This is a genomic window from Pseudomonas sp. KH_050, from assembly GCF_057838875.1.
This window is the reverse complement of sequence record NZ_CM174478.1, coordinates 6,552,843-6,568,997: the sequence shown is the minus strand read 5'-3', so window position 1 is coordinate 6,568,997 and position 16,155 is coordinate 6,552,843. Positions and strand designations below refer to the sequence as shown.

Here is a 16,155-nt window from a genome sequence, read left to right as displayed (position 1 = left end):
CTCTCTAGTGCTATGTCGGGACTGAACAACCTTCCAGCCGACACCCCTAGCGATTATTGAGGATACAAAAATGACCATCAAAACAACCGCTGCCGGTGCCGCCCTCGCTTTTGCTGCAGCCACCCTGTTTGCCGGTGTCGCCACTCAGGCCCAGGCAGCTGATGCTGCTCAGGTGCATTGCTACGGTGTGACCTCCTGCAAAGGCATGAACGACTGCAAAACCAAAGACCACGCCTGTAAAGGTATGGGCGCTTGCAAAGGGCAAGGTTTCAAAGCCATGACCCAGGCCGAATGCACCAAGGCAGGCGGCACCGTCGGCGAGTAACCGACGACCGAGTGCTACCGCAGTGGCGCCAGGCGCCATTGCGGACCTTTGCAAGGAGTCCGCGATGTCTGCTTACGATTCTTGCCTGGGCTACGGTCTGGGCTTGCGCAGCACCTACTATCAACAGATCCTGGATCAGTCGCCCAATGTGGACTGGTTTGAAGTGGTCTCCGAGAATTTCCTGGTGCAGGGTGGGAAAGCCTTGTACTACCTGGACGCCATCGCCGAACGCTACCCACTGGTGATGCATGGTGTGTCTCTCTCCATCGGTGGCCCTCACGCCCTCGATCCTGATTATCTGATGCAACTCAAACAGCTGGCCGAGCGGGTCAAACCGGCGTGGATCTCCGATCATTTGTGCTGGAGTCGCGGCAATGCACATCAGCTGCATGACCTGTTGCCGCTGCCATATACCGAAGAAAGTCTCTACTACGTAGCCGGCCGGGTTCGCCAGGTTCAGGACGTATTGCAGCGGCCGCTGGTGCTGGAAAATGTCTCCAGCTATGTGCGTGCTGCCAGCGATGAGTTGACCGAATGGGAGTTTCTTGAAGCCTTGAGCCGTCTTAGTGATTGCGAGCTGTTGCTGGATATCAACAATGTTTACGTCAGTTCGCGCAACCACGGCTTCGACCCGTGGACCTTCATTCAGGGCTTGCCTGCCCAAAGCATTCGCCAATTGCATCTGGCCGGCCACAGCGACTATGGCGATTATGTTATCGACACCCACGATCAGCCGGTCAGTGATCCGGTGTGGGCGCTCTATCAACGTACCCTCGAACACCTTGGTCCGGTTGCGACCTTGCTGGAACGCGACGATCATTTTCCACCCTTTGACGAGCTGCTCGTCGAGCTGCAAAAGGCCCGAGAACTGGGCGATGTCGCGTTGGCCCGGAGGCTGAAATGCGCCTGAATGATTGGCAGCTGGCCTTCGAAGATTACCTGCTGGGCGAGCACTCAGCGGCCAGCAGGCAATTGGGCGAGAGTCTGATTGGCGGCCCGACCCTGGACGTCGGCACGGGCCTGGCGATTTACCACAATGCTTATCAGGCCAGGCTCCAGGAAGTATTGCGCGCGGACTTCCCGACAATTCGGCATTGGCTAGGCGACCATGAGTTCGAGCAATTGGCAGCGGCGTATATCCGCCAGTGCCCTTCAGTCCACTACAGCCTGCGTTGGTTGGGCCAGGGTTTCGAGGCTTTCATTCGCGGTCATTTGATAGAAGAGCAAAGCGCGCCTTTGGCGGAGCTGGCACAACTGGAATGGGCGTTTACCCTGGCATTTGATGCGCCAGAGGGCGAACCGCTGACGATACAGGCGCTGGCCAGCCTGCCGGCTATAGAATGGCCGCAGTTACAGATCAATTTGCGACCCAGCGTGCAGTGGCTGGAATGTCGTTTCAACAGCGTGGCGTTGTGGCGTGCAGTGAAAGACCAGACCGATTTTCCCGACAGCGTTTTGCTTGCAACACCGCAGGTTTGCCTGGTCTGGCGCGCGGACCAGGTGTGCCAATACCGCAGCCTGCCGAGCCCGGAGGCTCAGGCCTTGAGCGGTATGGTGAACCACGGTTGGAGTTTTTCCGAACTGTGCGGCGAGTTGGCAGTCACTTGTGAAGAGGGAGCGGCATTACAGGCTGTAACCTGGCTGAAACAGTGGGTCTACAGCAGTTTGATCGGCGTCGCGGGTCATAGCGAGCGGTTATGAATTCGATAGCCTGCTAGTTTTCTCGGATGGTCTACCCTCACATCAGACGCCTGAAACAAGGGGACTAGCCATGCTCGCGCATCTGCCACCGGCCTTACAGAATCTGCAGGTACCATTACGGCTCAGACTCTGGGATGGTCATGAGTTCAATCTGGGCCCAACACCCAGCGTCACCATTGTGGTCAAGGATCCACAGATGGTTGCCCAATTCACTCATCCCAACCTGAATCTGCTGGGCAGCGCTTTTGTTGAGGGCAAACTGGAACTCGAAGGCTCGATCCATGAAGTCATACGGGTGTGCGATGCTCTGAGCCAGGCCCTTCTGAATGAGGGCGACGAGTATCAGCCGGTGCGTTCCGAGCACGATAAAGCCACTGATGCGGCGGCCATCTCCTATCATTACGACCTGTCCAATGCCTTCTATCAGCTCTGGCTTGATAGCGACATGGTCTATTCCTGTGCCTATTTCGAGACCGGTAGCGAGACGCTCGAGCAAGCCCAGCAAGCCAAGTTCCGTCACCTGTGCCGCAAACTGCGCCTGCAACCCGGCGAGTACCTGCTGGATGTCGGTTGCGGTTGGGGCGGGCTGGCGCGCTTCGCTGCCCGGGAGTTCAGCGCAAAGGTATTCGGCATCACCTTGAGCAAGGAACAATTGGCCCTGGCTCGTGAGCGGGTGGCGGCCGAGGGCCTTGAAGATCAGGTCGAATTGCAGCTGCTCGATTACCGCGAGTTGCCCCAAGACGGCCGTTTCGACAAGGTGGTGAGTGTCGGCATGTTCGAGCATGTGGGGCACGCGAATCTGGCGCAGTACTGTAAGACCCTGTTCGGCGCGGTGCGCGAGGGTGGTCTGGTGATGAACCACGGGATCACCGCCAAGCACACTGATGGTCGGCCAGTCGGGCGGGGTGCCGGTGAATTCATCGAACGTTATGTGTTCCCCAACGGCGAGCTGCCACACCTGTCGATGATCTCCGCCGAGATCAGTGAGGCCGGGCTGGAAATTGTCGACGTCGAAAGCTTGCGCCTGCATTACGCGCGCACCCTGGACCATTGGAGCGAGCGTCTGGAGGACAATCTGGAGGCCGCCGCGAAACTGGTTCCAGAGCAAGCGCTACGCATCTGGCGGCTTTATCTCGCCGGGTGTGCTTACGCGTTCGCCAGGGGCTGGATCAATCTGCACCAGATCCTCGCGGTAAAGACCCACCCCGACGGTAGCCATGAACTGCCGTGGACTCGCGACGATATCTACATCCCTTAAAGGATCGGCGATATGAGCCGGGCGACTCGCATGCCCAGTTGTTGCAGGCGGCGGGTTTCCCGGCTTTCGCCCTTGGCGATCTCATGAGCCAGGGCAAAGTCAGCGTTGAGCATCTGTTCTACTTCGGCGGCGAATTGGCTGTCGACAGTCAGCAGCATCACTTCGAAGTTGAGCCGGAATGAACGATTGTCCAGATTCGCGCTGCCAATTGCGCTGATTTCGCTGTCGATCAGCACCACCTTCTGATGCAGGAAACCTGGCTCATAACGGAACACCCGCACCCCGGCTCGCACTGCTTCGAAAGCAAAGAGGCTGGAGGCGGCATAGACGATGCGGTGATCTGGTCGCGAGGGCAGCAGAATTCGCACATCGACACCGCGCAATACCGCCAGGCGCAGCGCAGCGAACACCGCTTCATCGGGAATGAAATACGGGCTGGTGATCCAGACCCGCTCGCTGGCGGCATGAATGGCTTCGACAAAGAACAGCGAGCAGGTTTCATAGGAGTCGGCAGGGCCGCTGGCGAGCAGTTGGCAGAGTACGCCGGCGTCCGGAAATGTGTCCGGCAGGATCAATGGCGGCAGCTGGCGTGCAGCCCAGAACCAGTCTTCGGCGAACGACTCCTGCATGCAGGCCACTACCGGTCCGCTGACAGCTATATGGGTATCGCGCCAGGGCGCCAGTGGTGGTTTCTCTCCCATGTACTCGTCGCCGACATTGTGCCCGCCAACAAAACCGAGCAGGCCATCGACCACGACAATTTTACGGTGATTGCGAAAGTTGACCTGGAAGCGATTCAGCCAGCCACTGCGGGTGGCAAAGGCGTTGACCTGCACGCCAGCATCACGCAGCGGCTGAACATAGCTGTGAGGCAGGGAGTGGCTGCCGACGCGGTCGTAGAGCACATAGATGGCGACGCCTTCGGCGGCTTTCTCCTTCAACAAGTCCTGCAGCCGGCGACCGAGCCGGTCGTCGTGGATGATAAAGAACTGGATCAATACCGCTTGCCGAGCGTTACGGATGGCTTCGAAAATCGCCGTGAACGTGGCTTCGCCGTTGATCAGCAGGCGCACCTGATTATTCGCCAGGCACGGCATGCGTCCCAGTTTGGGCATGGCTCGTAGCGAGGCATAGGCCTTTGAGGCGCGGGCGGCCAGCGCTTCTTCGACCCAAGGGCGCCAGTTCAGGTCGGCAATGGCTTTGCGCATCTCTTCGTTGGCCTGGCGCCTGGCCTTGATATAGGCATCAAATGTACTGCGACCGAAGACCAGATAGGGGATAAGTGTCAGATAAGGAATGAACAGCAGTGACAGGGCCCAGGCAATCGCGCCTTGAGCGGTGCGGACGGTGAACACCGCATGGATAGCGGCGATCGTGCCCAGCGAGTGAATAATGGCGATCAGATAACCGAAAAAATGCGGGCCAAAATAATCCATGGGGGCAGCCTGACTCCTGATGATTCAATGCTTAACAGACCATGTTCTGCGGCGATTGTCGCTATTTAATTCGCCATGCAACCCAAGTAGATTTTTGACGTCTAACGGCCACTATTCTCTAGGAGTTACTCGATGAACGTTCGTCTGCTGGGTTTGGCCATGGCTGTTGGTTTGTCGCTTCCTGTGGCTGCTCAGGCACAGATGCTGCAACCCGGCTTGTGGGAATTGACTTCGAGCAATATGAAAGTCGACGATCAGAATCTGCCCGATCTGCAACTGATCCTTGGTCAGTTGCAGAACCAGATGACCCCGCAGCAACGGGCTGCGCTGGAGAAGCAGGGCATCACCATGGGTGGCAAAGGTATTCGGGTTTGCCTGACTCCGGAACAGGTAAAGTCCGACACCATTCCGCTGCAAGACCCGCAATCGGGCTGCAAACAGGAAGTCACCGAGCGTATGGGTAACCAGTGGAAATTCCGCTTCAGCTGCCCGAAAGCCCAAGGTACCGGTGTGGCCAACTTCCTTAGCGACCGAGAGTTCACGACCAAGGTAAATGGCACTTTCAATGCCACCGGCATCCAGCAGAAGGGCAGCCTGGATACCCGCGCGGTATGGATGGGGCAGGATTGCGGAACGGTCAAACCGAGAGCTTAAAAGCTTCGCCGGCAGCGGCCCTCCCACAGGTTCAGCGCGAACCCTGTGGGAAGGGCCGGGCGACGTTCGTTTGCCGCGGATACGTCAGATCAGGCACCATTAAATGCACTGAGTAACCTTGGCTTCCCGGCGTCCACCAGCAAATCACCCTCGAATTCACAGCCTTCATTGACCAGCCGGGCGTTGCGAATCAGCACACTGCTAATGATTAAAACTCGTTCTGCAGGGCTTTGTAGCCGCGAACCAGGTCAACGTTGGTCCGCGCCACGTCCTCGGAAAATTCCGAAGCACTGATGCTGACGAATCACCGCGTAAGGGCCGACGAAGACGTTCTTGCCGATCACAACCTTACCGCAAATGATCGCGGTTTTATCCATATAGGCGGACTCGGCAATCACCGGCAGATCGCCTGACGGATTCTTGCGAATCATGCGGTCTCCCAGTTCCAGCGGCTTTCGGCCACGGCGTCGTGTGCGTGCAGGCTTTCGGCGTGGACAACTCGCAGGTAGAAGGCGCTGATGCCTGGCGATCTTTTCATGGCCAGGTTCAGTCGTCGGACAGCGTCTTCGCAGAACATCAGGTTCTGGCCGTTGGCCAAGGCAAAGGCTTGTTCGTCGGCGCGCTTCACTGCGGTTTGAACCGCGGTGCCGAGGGCGGCTTCTGTGTCGTTAATGACGGCGATCAATGGCAGGCCTTCGAAACAGTTGTCCAAACGCAGCTGTAACTGCGCGCTGCTTCGCTGGCTATGGGGCGTCGCAACGATGCCTTTTGAAGACCCGAGCCAAGCCAGCACATCGGCATGCTGCAACGCTTTGTTGGCAAAGTCATCGACAAACTGCTGCTGAATCAGCTGTCTCGACAGTGCGGCTGAGCACGGGCAAGTTGAGGAATATGTCACTTCAATTTTTAGTTCCACGTGGAACATTGCATTTTTCAGCCGCGCTTCAATGCTCACTGGATAGGTTTTCCAGCCGGCCAACGGGCTGACCAAGGCGGGTCGTTTCAGTAGCAACTCGGTGTGGATACGCAGGTAGGCGCTGCTGGCCAATTCGCCATGGCTGTCGAGGAAACGTTGCAGAGCCCGGTGTAAAAGCAGCGGGGTGAGGTTTTCCTGTTCCAACATTTCCAGCGCCAGGTACAGCCGCGACATATGGATACCGCGGGCCTCGCCATCATCGAGGCTGACGCCGGCATCCGCCTTGGCGCGGATTCGCTGGCCATCGAACAATACCGGTAGCGCAATGCCACACATGCCCACCCATTCGAGTGGCAAGGTTTGGCGTGAGGCTTGCGCGGCGATATCCGGCAGAGTCAACGCATTCATGGGCAGGTCCATCGTTGCGGGTGTTGAATTATGTTATATCATATCTTTACGGTCGGGCGATGCTTTTATTCGGCGAGATCAGAAGGGCGTAGAACTGATGGTGAAAGGGGGATTGGCTTAATTGTATTGTTATAATATAACATCAATAAAAGCCTGACTTGAGGAACACCTTGTGCCCAATCGCCTCCCCGTTACCGTGCTGTCCGGCTTTCTCGGCGCAGGTAAAAGTACGCTGCTCAACTACGTCCTGCGCAATCGCGAGAATCTTCGGGTGGCGGTAATCGTCAACGATATGAGCGAAATCAACATTGACGGCAGCGAGGTTCAGCGCGATGTCACGCTCAATCGCGCTGAAGAAAAACTCGTGGAAATGAGCAACGGCTGCATTTGCTGCACCCTGCGCGAAGACTTGCTCGAAGAGGTCAGCAAGCTCGCCAGGGACGGCCGTTTCGATTACCTGCTGATCGAGTCCACCGGGATTTCCGAGCCGTTGCCGGTGGCGGAAACTTTCACCTTCCGTGACGACGAGGGCCAGAGCCTGGCCGACATTGCCCGGCTCGACACCATGGTCACGGTGGTCGACGGCATGAACTTCCTGATCGACTTCCAGGCTGCCGAGAGCCTTGCCTCCCGTGGTGAAACCCTGGGTGAAGAGGACGAGCGTTCGATTACCGATCTGCTGATCGAGCAGATCGAATTTGCCGACGTGATACTGATCAGCAAGATCGACCTGATCAGCAGCAGTGAACGTCTGGAACTGATCGCTATCCTTGAACGGCTCAATTCCAAGGCTGAAATCATTCCCATGGTCATGGGTGAAGTGCCATTGAAGAAGATCCTCAATACGGGTCGTTTCGACTTCGAACGTGCTGCCCAGGCACCCGGCTGGTTGCAGGAACTGCGCGGTGAACATGTACCGGAAACCGAGGAATACGGCATTGCCTCGATAGCCTATCGAGCGCGGCGCCCCTTTCACCCTCAGCGCTTTTACAGCTTCATCGACCGCCCTTGGGTGAACGGTAAACTGCTGCGCTCCAAGGGCTTTTTCTGGCTGGCGAGCAAACATCAGGACGCCGGAAGCTGGTCCCAGGCTGGCGGTTTGATGCGTCATGGGTTTGCCGGACGCTGGTGGCGATTTGTGCCAAAACCGCAGTGGCCGCAGGACCAGGAAAGCACTTCGGCGATCATTGAAAACTGGACTGCGGCCACCGGTGATTGCCGTCAGGAACTGGTGTTCATCGGCCAGAACATCGACTTCGCCCGGCTTACCGAAGAGCTCGATAACTGCCTGCTGACCGATGACGAAATGGCCCTGGGCGTGGAAGGCTGGCGACTGATGATCGACCCTTTCGGTCCGTGGCATGAAGAGGAGGCGGCTTGATGTTACGCCCGCTAAAGAACCCTGTGGGAGCGGCGGTGCGGCAATCCGACTTGCCCGCGAAGACAATCCTGCTCCCGGTACAGCCCCTGCGGCACAAACCCGGTCAAATTCACGGCGAAACCCTCGAAGTCTTCACCCAAATACTCAAAGACAACGTCAATCTCGCCCTCTGGCAGCGCCAACTACCTGTTCATATCGCCGACTTCGGCGCCTTGCTACTCTCCCTCGGTCAGCCCTTGGCCGAATCACTGTCATTGGAGCTGGGCAGTGATGATGCGCAGCCAAACCTGCGCGGCCTGGCCTCGGGCTTCAGTGATCTGGAAGGCTACGAAGGCTTCATCGCCGACGTCTCCTGGCTGGTCAGTGCCTTCGCCTGCCTGCTGGGCGCAAGGCGCATCGGTTTGCGCCTGCAGGTGCTGGACAAGGCCATGTGCCCGCGTTTTCACGTCGATCATGTGCCGGTGCGCTTGATCACCACCTATGCCGGCATCGGCAGCCAATGGCTGCGGGAGGGGGCAATGGATCGCCGGCAATTGGGCCAGGCCGATGCCGAGCCCCAGGACGACTCACCGATTCAGCAAGTCGCTTGTGGTGAAGTGGCCTTGCTCAAGGGCGAGAAATGGCACGGCAACGAAGGCTTCGGCCTGATCCATCGTTCGCCGCAACCGGCGCCGGGTGAACGTCGGTTGATCCTGACTCTCGACTGGCTGAGTTAGGCACACTCAAGGTTTCAGCCATTTGCCCTGGCTCTGGTTTTCGCAGAACGGCTGCAAATACGCCGCATCGGTCGCCACGCCGTAATAGTGAATATCCTGCCGGTAAGGCATATTGGCTACTTGGGCATTGCTGCAAACGCCAAAGGCGCCAGCGGGACATTGCTCGGTGAACGTAACGTCGACTTTTTGACCGGCCAGTTTGGGTTGGCAGAAGCCGTCGTTGAACAGTTTTTCCGGGATGTTGCGGTTTTGCTGGCAGACTTTGACATCGAGTCGGTCTGCCTGACTGTGGACCACACAGGCCTGGGCCAGCACCTCGCCGGAGCTAAGCGCCAATAGCAGTGGCAAGCAATTCACCCGCATCCTTCACCTCCTTAGAAACCGTCGAACATGTTGCAGAACATTCCTACCCACGTCATTGCCGGGCCGCTTGGCGCCGGCAAGACCAGTCTGATCAAGCACCTGTTGGCGCAACGGCCGGCCCATGAGCGCTGGGCGGTGCTGATCAATGAGTTTGGTCAGATCGGCCTGGATGCTGCGCTGCTGACTCAGGATGCCGATGGTATCGCGCTGGGGGAAGTCGCCGGGGGGTGTTTGTGTTGTGTGAATGGCGCGCCGTTCCAGGTCGGGCTTGGTCGCTTGCTACGCAAGGCGCGACCCGACCGGCTGTTTATCGAGCCCTCCGGGTTGGGGCATCCGGCACAGCTGCTCAAGCTATTGCGCGATGCTCCGTGGCAGGGCGTGCTGGTGGTTCAGCCGTGCGTGCTGGTGCTCGATGCCCAGGCACTGGCCGCCGGAAAACCTCTGCCTGCGGCGCAGCAGGAAGCGTTGGCCAGTGCCGGCCTGTTGTTGCTGAACAAGGACGAGCAGCTCAATGATGTTGATCGCCAGCGGATCATCGCGCAGTTACCGGATTGTCCGCTGTACTGGACCCGACAGGCTGCCTTGCCGCTCGACCAATTGCCAGGCGTGCAGACCCGGGCGAGCGCGGGAGTGGATAGTTTCCGCGCGCCCCCAGGCCTGGCGCAGATACCGGCGATCTGGTCTGATCCAGGGGTGCCGATTTGCCTTAGCCAGCAACAGGAGGGTGGTTGGAGTATTGGCTGGCGCTGGCATCCGAGTCAGCAATTCCAGGCAAGGCAGGTACTGCAATGGCTTGAAAGCCTCGATTGGCAAAGAGCCAAGCTGGTTATCCACTGCACCGACGGCTGGGTTTCTGCCAATGCGGTGGATAACCCGGATCTGCACTGGCAACCCAGCGAATGGCGGCGTGATTCGCGTATCGAGTTGATTTTCAGCGAGCCGCAGGATGCGCAGGGGCTACAAAAGGCCTTGGCAGCGTGCCGTGCCGCCCAGGCATAAAAAACGCTATCTACGCCGACCGCGTCCCCCTTCAACTACGCCACTTGTTATGTTCCTGACGCCACTGGCTCAATTCGATCACTTCGGCACTCGGCGTCGGATTCTTGACCTCGAACGGGTAGGGCGCCAGCTCGATCTGCGCGCTGTGGGCGCCGAACTGAGTGATGGTGCCGCTGTGGCGCGTTTCGCCAGTCACGGTGAATTCGAAATTATAGATGCGGGCCAGGCGCCGACGACCGTTGGCGTCCTTGACGAAGCCGATCCGCTTCAACGCCACGTTGCCGTCCAGCAGCTCGATATCGAGCTTGGCGCAATGTTGCTTGACCCGCTCCAGTGCCCGTTCTCGCAAGCCGTGGTTGTGCCACAGCCAGGCGCCGCCGGTGGCCAGCAACATCAGCACGAAGATATTTCCCAAGGTCAGCATGAACGCGCGCTCCAACAAAGTAGTGTCAGCTTAACTGCGTCTTTGGTCTGTCGTACAGGCTGTGTTTAGTCGCATACTGCGCCGCTCGAATTTCAATCGGTTTACGGAAAGCTCGCATGAAACGTACACCCCATTTGCTCGCCATTCAGTCCCATGTGGTATTCGGCCATGCCGGCAACAGCGCTGCTGTGTTTCCGATGCAGCGGGTCGGGGTAAATGTCTGGCCGCTCAATACCGTGCAGTTCTCCAACCATACTCAATACGGTCAGTGGACGGGAGAGGTATTGGCGCCGCAGCAGATTCCGGCATTAGTGGAAGGGATCGCGGCGATTGGCGAATTGGGTAACTGCGATGCGGTGTTGTCCGGTTACCTGGGCAGCGCGGCTCAGGGCCGGGCGATCCTCACTGGGGTAGCGCGGATCAAGTCGGTCAATCCCAAGGCCTTGTACCTGTGCGACCCGGTGATGGGGCATCCGGAAAAAGGCTGCAGCGTGCCGGCCGAGGTCAGTGACTTCCTGCTGGAAGAAGCTGCGGCGATGGCTGACTTCATATGCCCGAATCAACTGGAACTGGACAGCTTCTCCAGGCGCAAGCCGAAGTCATTGTTTGATTGCCTGGCCATGGCGCGAGCGCTATTGGCCCGTGGCCCGAAGGCGGTGCTGGTCAAGCATCTGGATTATCCCGGCAAGCAGCCCGATTGCTTCGAGATGTTGCTGGTGACCGCCGAGGGTAGCTGGCACCTGCGGCGGCCGCTGCTGGCTTTCCCGCGTCAACCGGTGGGTGTCGGCGACTTGACGTCTGGCCTGTTCCTGGCCCGGGTACTGTTGGGCGACAGCCTGCTGGCAGCCTTCGAGTTTGCCGCCGCGGCGGTGCATGAGGTGCTGCTGGAAACCCAGGCCTGTGCCAGCTACGAGCTCGAACTGGTACGCGCCCAGGACCGGATCGCCCACCCGCGGGTGCGGTTCGAGGCCACAGCGATCAGCCTCTGAACCGAGCTAAGCAGATCTCAAGTCTGGCGATCACTTTTGTGGCGAGGGGGCTTGCCCCCGCTGGGCTGCGAAGCGGCCCTAAAATCTGCAATCACATTTTTTCAGGTATAACCGCGTTCGCCGGTTTTGCGACTGCTGCGCAGCCGAACGGGGGCAAGCCCCCTCGCCACAGGTCAGGCGCTCGGCTTACCTTGCTTTACTCACTGCCCTCAGGCTCCGCCTTGATTTCCTGATAGCGCTTTTCCAGCTCCTGGCGGATTTGCCGACGCTGCTTGGCCTGGATGAACCGGCGATGCTCTTCGCTGGTTACCGGCTGCAGCTGTGGCACGACCGCAGGTTTACGCTGGTCGTCGACCGCGACCATGGTGAAAAAGCAGCTATTGGTATGGCGCACCGAGCGTTCGCGAATATTCTCCGTCACCACTTTGATCCCCACCTCCATCGAGGTGTTGCCGGTGTAGTTGACCGACGCGAGGAAGGTCACCAGTTCGCCGACATGGATCGGCTCACGAAAGATCACCTGATCCACCGACAGGGTGACCACGTAGCGCCCGGCATAGCGGCTGGCGCAGGCATAGGCGACTTCGTCGAGGTACTTGAGCAGGGTACCGCCGTGGACATTGCCAGAGAAGTTGGCCATGTCGGGGGTCATCAGTACCGTCATCGACAGCTGGGCGTTTCCGGGTTCCATAGCACACTCACGGTTCTAGGCAGGGATTGCGGGAGGCACCTCTGCGGGCGCTTGATGACTTTTTCAAAACTATCCTTAACGGGACGCTGCGCTTGTGGCAGCCGTCACGCCCGGATCGATCTGTTTCCATATATTGCACCGCCTTTCTCCCGGAAGTCGCGGTGTTACCCTTCAAAAGCCCGGGAAAAAGGCATTTTCCTACCGGGACAAGAGAATTTTATCTGGCTCAATCAGGCCTTTGCTGATGCCTGGGCGATTGAGCAACAGCTTCAGCACGGCACCCAAGGAGTCCCACCCCATGCATGCCATCAGTTTTATTCAGGATCTGGCAGTGATCATGTTGGTCGCGGGTGTGGTGACCATTCTTTTTCATCGGTTCAAACAACCGGTGGTGCTCGGTTATATCGTCGCCGGGTTCATCATCGGCCCGCACACCCCTCCATTCAGCCTGATCCACGACGAAGGCACGATCAAGACGCTTGCCGAACTCGGGGTGATCTTACTGATGTTCTGCCTGGGTCTGGAATTCAGTCTGCGCAAATTGTTCAAGGTCGGTGCCACGGCGTTTATCGCAGCCTTTCTCGAAATCGTGCTGATGATCTGGATCGGCTATGAAATCGGCCGCTGGTTCGATTGGAAGACCATGGACTCGCTGTTCCTCGGCGCAATTCTGGCGATCTCCTCGACCACTATCATCGTCAAGGCGCTTAACGATCTGAAGATGAAGAACCAGCGCTTTGCGCAGCTGATCTTCGGCGTGTTGATCGTCGAGGATATTCTCGGGATCGGCATCATCGCGCTGCTGTCGAGCATCGCAGTCAGCGGTACGGTCAGTTCCGGCGAAGTGTTTTCCACAGTCGGCAAGCTTACCTTGTTCATGATTGTTGCCTTGGTAATCGGCATTCTGCTGGTACCGCGGTTGCTGGCCTATGTGGCCAGGTTCGAAAGCGACGAGATGCTGCTGATCACTGTGCTGGGCCTGTGTTTCGGCTTCTGCCTGCTGGTGGTCAAGCTGGAATACAGCATGGTGCTGGGGGCCTTCCTGATCGGCGCGATCATGGCTGAATCCCGTCAGTTGGTGAAAATAGAACGGCTTATCGAACCAGTTCGCGACATGTTCAGTGCAATATTTTTCGTCGCCATCGGCTTGATGATCGATCCACAGATCCTGCTGCAATACGCTTGGCCGATCGCGGTGATCACGGTCGCCGTGGTGCTGGGCAAGATGCTGTCCTGCGGGCTGGGCGCGTTTATCGCCGGCAATGACGGACGCACCTCACTGCGGGTTGGCATGGGGCTTTCGCAAATTGGCGAGTTCTCTTTCATCATCGCCGCTTTGGGCATGACCCTGCAGGTTACCAGCGACTTCCTCTATCCGGTGGCGGTGGCCGTGTCGGTGTTAACGACGTTGCTGACCCCCTACCTGATTCGCGCGGCCGACCCATTGTCGCTGAAGCTTGCGGCGTTGATGCCACGAAGTCTGGCTCGGGTACTGGGGATGTACGGCGAATGGCTGCGCAGCATCCAGCCCCATGGGGAGGGGGCGCTGCTGGCGAAAATGATTCGGCGGATCCTGCTGCAAGTGGGGGTCAATCTGGCGTTGGTGATGGCGATCTTTTTGTCTGGCGGTTTTTTCGCCGAGCGCCTTGGCGGCTACCTTCAAGGCTGGATCAGCGATCCTGGTTGGCAGAAGGGATTGATCTGGGGCGGCGCTCTGCTGCTGTCGTTGCCGTTCCTGATCGCCGCGTATCGCAAGCTCAAGGCCTTGTCGATGCTGTTGGCAGAGATGGGGGTGAAACCGGAGATGGCGGGGCGTCATACTTACCGCGTGCGGCGTGTGATCGCCGAGGTGATACCGATTCTATCGTTGCTGGTGATCTTTTTGCTGCTGGCGGCCTTGTCGTCGAGCATTCTGCCAACCAACGAACTGTTGATAGTGATTGCCATCGTGGCGGCGGCGGTCGTGGCGCTGCTGTGGCGCTGGTTTATTCGAGTGCATACGCGGATGCAGGTCGCCTTGTTGGAGACCCTGGATAACCACAAGGAGCTCTGACGAGCATTGAGGCCCGCTCCAGCTCGAGGCTGGAGCGGGCTCGCGGTATCAGCTTTCCAGCCAGACGTCCCGCGCCCAGTGCCACACCGATTCCCAGGTTTCTTCAGTGACCAGCTCTTCTTCGGCCGACCACAACACTACGGTGCCGTCTTCCTCGACGCAGTAGTAATCGTCACCATCCTGGCAGATCGGGATCAATTCCCGGGGAACACCAGCATCCCAAGCGTTGGCAGCCACCTCGGGCAGGTAAGTATGGGACTGGGGGTCCGTAACGGTGACCGGCTCCAGGCTGCCGTAGACGACATCGCTGACGGTCAGCAGGAACTCTTTGAAGACAAAGGGAATGTCGATGAACAGCTGTTCTTCGATCTCCACCAGTAAATCTTCATCTGGCAGTTCCAACGGGACCGGCACAGGTTCATTTTTTTCACGCAGTTCTTCAATGACTTCTTCCACGACCTCAATCCTCTTGCTCTATGGCGCGGTTTGTATGGGGCGGTTTATACAGTAGCTCGGTATAAGTGCAACCGTGAAATAGAAAACCCCAGCCGAGGCTGGGGTTTTTGTTTCAACATACTCAACGCAGTGCTTGGGATCAGCCGTTCTGGCGGATACCTGCAACCAGCCATGGCTGGTTTTCGCCTTGAGGGCGTTCCATGTTCCAGCTTTCGTTGAACACTTCGCCCTGGTCGAAGCGCGAAGTTTTCGACACACCACTGAAGGTCAGGGTGGCGACGGTCTTGTCGGAGCGATCATCCACGCCGTCCAGTTGTACATTGAGGTTATCAATGTAAGTGGACTGGAAGCCTTCACCCAGATCGGCACGTTCCTTTTTCAGGAACTCCAGCAGCTGTGGCGTGACGAATTCGGCGATCTTGTCCATTTCATTGGCGTCCCAGTGCTGTTGCAGGGACTGGAAGTGGCTGCGCGCCGCTTCAATGAAGCGCTCTTCGTTGAACCATGCCGGTGCGTTGATCACCGGACGAACGGCTGCGGGTGCGGCCGAACCACCGAAGATCGACCCTTGAGCCGGCTTTTGCTCGAACACTTCACGCTGCATCGGTGCGTGGCCAGCTGGAGCCATGTGCTCTTGCTGCTTGCGACGACGAGCGGCAATGAAGCGGAAGACCAGGAAGGCGATGACCGCCATGATCAGGATGTCGAGGATCTGCATGCCCTGGAAGCCGTCGCCCATGAACATGGAGGCCAGCAGGCCACCGGCAGCGATGCCGGCCAGAGGGCCGAGCCAGCGCGAAGCACCGCCAGCTTTGGCGGCAGCGCCTGCGGCACCGGCAGCCCCTGCGGTAGCGGCTGCAGAGCCGGCACCGGTGGAGGACGGAGCCATCTGGCTAGTCTGGTGCGTCGGCGCAGCGCCGGAGCTTTTGCCGCCACCAAAGCGCTTGGCGGCGTTGGCCTCGAGGCTCATCGTCAGGCCGATGCACAACGCCATGGCGATGCTAAGAAAACGTTTCATAAAGGGAATTCCCATTTGTGGATGGCACTCGCGCCATGTTGCACAGGTGAGGTGTTGCTGGCTAGCGGCAGAGTGTTTCGGGCTTTTGCCTGGCCGCCTGTGAGTAAACTCAGTCGGGGGCGTAAGGCCAGTAATGTTTGGGTTGTAGGGCCGGTGGATAAAATCTGTAGGAATGTTTTTTTCTAGCGCCTGAAGGCATATTGGCCCGTGGCGTACAAAATCAAGGCCAGGCTGACCAATACCACTTTCTATCAGATCAAACCTGTGGGAGCGGGCTTGCTCGCGATGGCAGCGCCGCGGTTTATCAGAAACACCGCGTCATCGTCAGATCGCCGCCCGGAGCAAGCACGCTCCCACAAAGTTTTTT

General features: G+C 58.3%; 17 protein-coding genes and 1 pseudogene. 10 read left to right on the top strand and 8 right to left on the bottom strand.

Features of this window, described 5'->3' with window-relative positions; translation table 11 throughout:
- Nucleotides 1–70: 70 nt before the first annotated feature.
- The 4 genes from bufA2 (at nt 71) to cfaB (ending at nt 3,284) form a co-directional block, all read left to right on the top strand.
- Entirely contained in the window at nt 71–325 is a 255-nt protein-coding gene (gene bufA2 / locus AC3IUA_RS30295; RefSeq protein ID WP_489358441.1) for a BufA2 family periplasmic bufferin-type metallophore, read from the top strand.
- Nucleotides 326–389: 64 nt separating this feature from the next.
- Complete coding sequence (gene bufB / locus AC3IUA_RS30290; RefSeq protein WP_489358440.1) at nt 390–1,235, top strand: MNIO family bufferin maturase; 846 nt, start codon at nt 390–392, stop codon at nt 1,233–1,235.
- Nucleotides 1,226–2,026, top strand: a complete 801-nt coding sequence (locus tag AC3IUA_RS30285; protein WP_489358439.1) for an HvfC/BufC family peptide modification chaperone — start codon at nt 1,226–1,228, stop codon at nt 2,024–2,026. The genes bufB and AC3IUA_RS30285 overlap by 10 nt, the downstream gene beginning before the upstream one ends.
- A 70-nt stretch (nt 2,027–2,096) precedes the next feature.
- Entirely contained in the window at nt 2,097–3,284 is a 1,188-nt protein-coding gene (gene cfaB / locus AC3IUA_RS30280; RefSeq protein ID WP_489358438.1) for a C17 cyclopropane fatty acid synthase CfaB, read from the top strand.
- Here the strand turns inward: cfaB and cls are convergent.
- The gene (gene cls / locus AC3IUA_RS30275; RefSeq protein ID WP_489358437.1) at nt 3,281–4,720 is read right to left on the bottom strand and encodes a cardiolipin synthase; all 1,440 of its coding nucleotides are present in this window, start codon (nt 4,718–4,720) and stop codon (nt 3,281–3,283) included. The genes cfaB and cls overlap by 4 nt on opposite strands.
- 132 nt (nt 4,721–4,852) lie before the next feature.
- On the opposite strand from cls, the gene AC3IUA_RS30270 reads away from it, so the two are divergent.
- The gene (locus AC3IUA_RS30270) at nt 4,853–5,374 is read left to right on the top strand and encodes a DUF3617 domain-containing protein (RefSeq protein WP_489358436.1); all 522 of its coding nucleotides are present in this window, start codon (nt 4,853–4,855) and stop codon (nt 5,372–5,374) included.
- A gap of 299 nt (nt 5,375–5,673) precedes the next feature.
- On the opposite strand, the pseudogene AC3IUA_RS30265 reads toward AC3IUA_RS30270, so the two are convergent.
- Nucleotides 5,674–5,805, bottom strand: a pseudogene (locus AC3IUA_RS30265) (carbonate dehydratase); the annotation flags it as partial.
- A complete protein-coding gene (gene folE2, locus AC3IUA_RS30260) occupies nt 5,802–6,698 on the bottom strand; it encodes a GTP cyclohydrolase FolE2 (RefSeq protein ID WP_489358435.1) in 897 nt (298 codons plus the stop codon). The gene folE2 and the pseudogene AC3IUA_RS30265, both read right to left, overlap by 4 nt.
- A gap of 172 nt (nt 6,699–6,870) precedes the next feature.
- Between folE2 and zigA the strand changes: the two genes are divergently transcribed.
- Nucleotides 6,871–8,079 (top strand): zinc metallochaperone GTPase ZigA, encoded by a 1,209-nt coding sequence (gene zigA / locus AC3IUA_RS30255; protein ID WP_489358434.1) that lies wholly within the window; start codon nt 6,871–6,873, stop codon nt 8,077–8,079.
- Nucleotides 8,080–8,144: 65 nt separating this feature from the next.
- The gene (locus AC3IUA_RS30250; protein ID WP_489362529.1) at nt 8,145–8,795 is read left to right on the top strand and encodes a DUF1826 domain-containing protein; all 651 of its coding nucleotides are present in this window, start codon (nt 8,145–8,147) and stop codon (nt 8,793–8,795) included.
- 6 nt (nt 8,796–8,801) lie between these two features.
- Here AC3IUA_RS30250 and AC3IUA_RS30245 read toward each other — a convergent pair whose 3' ends face one another.
- Nucleotides 8,802–9,158 carry an NADH:ubiquinone oxidoreductase gene (locus AC3IUA_RS30245; protein WP_489358433.1) on the bottom strand — a complete coding sequence of 119 codons (357 nt, stop codon included), beginning with the start codon at nt 9,156–9,158 and terminating at the stop codon, nt 8,802–8,804.
- 27 nt (nt 9,159–9,185) lie between these two features.
- Between AC3IUA_RS30245 and AC3IUA_RS30240 the strand changes: the two genes are divergently transcribed.
- Entirely contained in the window at nt 9,186–10,157 is a 972-nt protein-coding gene (locus AC3IUA_RS30240; protein ID WP_489358432.1) for a CobW family GTP-binding protein, read from the top strand.
- Between the two features lie 31 nt (nt 10,158–10,188).
- Here AC3IUA_RS30240 and AC3IUA_RS30235 read toward each other — a convergent pair whose 3' ends face one another.
- Nucleotides 10,189–10,581 (bottom strand): DUF3301 domain-containing protein, encoded by a 393-nt coding sequence (locus tag AC3IUA_RS30235; protein ID WP_150803851.1) that lies wholly within the window; start codon nt 10,579–10,581, stop codon nt 10,189–10,191.
- A 116-nt stretch (nt 10,582–10,697) separates the two neighbouring features.
- Between AC3IUA_RS30235 and pdxY the strand changes: the two genes are divergently transcribed.
- Complete coding sequence (gene pdxY / locus AC3IUA_RS30230; protein WP_489358431.1) at nt 10,698–11,570, top strand: pyridoxal kinase PdxY; 873 nt, start codon at nt 10,698–10,700, stop codon at nt 11,568–11,570.
- A gap of 196 nt (nt 11,571–11,766) precedes the next feature.
- Here pdxY and AC3IUA_RS30225 read toward each other — a convergent pair whose 3' ends face one another.
- Nucleotides 11,767–12,261 (bottom strand): acyl-CoA thioesterase, encoded by a 495-nt coding sequence (locus AC3IUA_RS30225; RefSeq protein ID WP_489358430.1) that lies wholly within the window; start codon nt 12,259–12,261, stop codon nt 11,767–11,769.
- Between the two features lie 298 nt (nt 12,262–12,559).
- Here AC3IUA_RS30225 and AC3IUA_RS30220 point away from each other — a divergent pair, with 298 nt between their 5' ends.
- The gene (locus AC3IUA_RS30220; RefSeq protein WP_489358429.1) at nt 12,560–14,314 is read left to right on the top strand and encodes a cation:proton antiporter; all 1,755 of its coding nucleotides are present in this window, start codon (nt 12,560–12,562) and stop codon (nt 14,312–14,314) included.
- Between the two features lie 48 nt (nt 14,315–14,362).
- Here the strand turns inward: AC3IUA_RS30220 and AC3IUA_RS30215 are convergent, their stop codons facing one another.
- Together AC3IUA_RS30215 and AC3IUA_RS30210 are read right to left on the bottom strand one after the other, a co-directional pair.
- Nucleotides 14,363–14,770, bottom strand: a complete 408-nt coding sequence (locus tag AC3IUA_RS30215) for an SMI1/KNR4 family protein (RefSeq protein WP_150803847.1) — start codon at nt 14,768–14,770, stop codon at nt 14,363–14,365.
- A gap of 139 nt (nt 14,771–14,909) precedes the next feature.
- Nucleotides 14,910–15,788 carry a Tim44 domain-containing protein gene (locus AC3IUA_RS30210; RefSeq protein WP_489358428.1) on the bottom strand — a complete coding sequence of 293 codons (879 nt, stop codon included), beginning with the start codon at nt 15,786–15,788 and terminating at the stop codon, nt 14,910–14,912.
- Between the last annotated feature and the right edge of the window lie 367 nt (nt 15,789–16,155).

Bases quoted from the DNA above. Each gene is read 5' to 3' on its own strand.
- AC3IUA_RS30210 (WP_489358428.1), bottom strand. From the start codon at position 15,788: ATGAAACGTTTTCTTAGCATCGCCATGGCGTTGTGCATCGGCCTGACG.
- AC3IUA_RS30240 (WP_489358432.1), top strand. From the start codon at position 9,186: ATGTTGCAGAACATTCCTACCCACGTCATTGCCGGGCCGCTTGGCGCC.
- cfaB (WP_489358438.1), top strand. From the start codon at position 2,097: ATGCTCGCGCATCTGCCACCGGCCTTACAGAATCTGCAGGTACCATTA.
- cls (WP_489358437.1), bottom strand. From the start codon at position 4,720: ATGGATTATTTTGGCCCGCATTTTTTCGGTTATCTGATCGCCATTATT.
- pdxY (WP_489358431.1), top strand. From the start codon at position 10,698: ATGAAACGTACACCCCATTTGCTCGCCATTCAGTCCCATGTGGTATTC.
- bufA2 (WP_489358441.1), top strand. From the start codon at position 71: ATGACCATCAAAACAACCGCTGCCGGTGCCGCCCTCGCTTTTGCTGCA.
- AC3IUA_RS30235 (WP_150803851.1), bottom strand. From the start codon at position 10,581: ATGCTGACCTTGGGAAATATCTTCGTGCTGATGTTGCTGGCCACCGGC.
- AC3IUA_RS30245 (WP_489358433.1), bottom strand. From the start codon at position 9,158: ATGCGGGTGAATTGCTTGCCACTGCTATTGGCGCTTAGCTCCGGCGAG.
- folE2 (WP_489358435.1), bottom strand. From the start codon at position 6,698: ATGAATGCGTTGACTCTGCCGGATATCGCCGCGCAAGCCTCACGCCAA.
- AC3IUA_RS30220 (WP_489358429.1), top strand. From the start codon at position 12,560: ATGCATGCCATCAGTTTTATTCAGGATCTGGCAGTGATCATGTTGGTC.
- AC3IUA_RS30270 (WP_489358436.1), top strand. From the start codon at position 4,853: ATGAACGTTCGTCTGCTGGGTTTGGCCATGGCTGTTGGTTTGTCGCTT.
- bufB (WP_489358440.1), top strand. From the start codon at position 390: ATGTCTGCTTACGATTCTTGCCTGGGCTACGGTCTGGGCTTGCGCAGC.
- AC3IUA_RS30285 (WP_489358439.1), top strand. From the start codon at position 1,226: ATGCGCCTGAATGATTGGCAGCTGGCCTTCGAAGATTACCTGCTGGGC.
- AC3IUA_RS30225 (WP_489358430.1), bottom strand. From the start codon at position 12,261: ATGGAACCCGGAAACGCCCAGCTGTCGATGACGGTACTGATGACCCCC.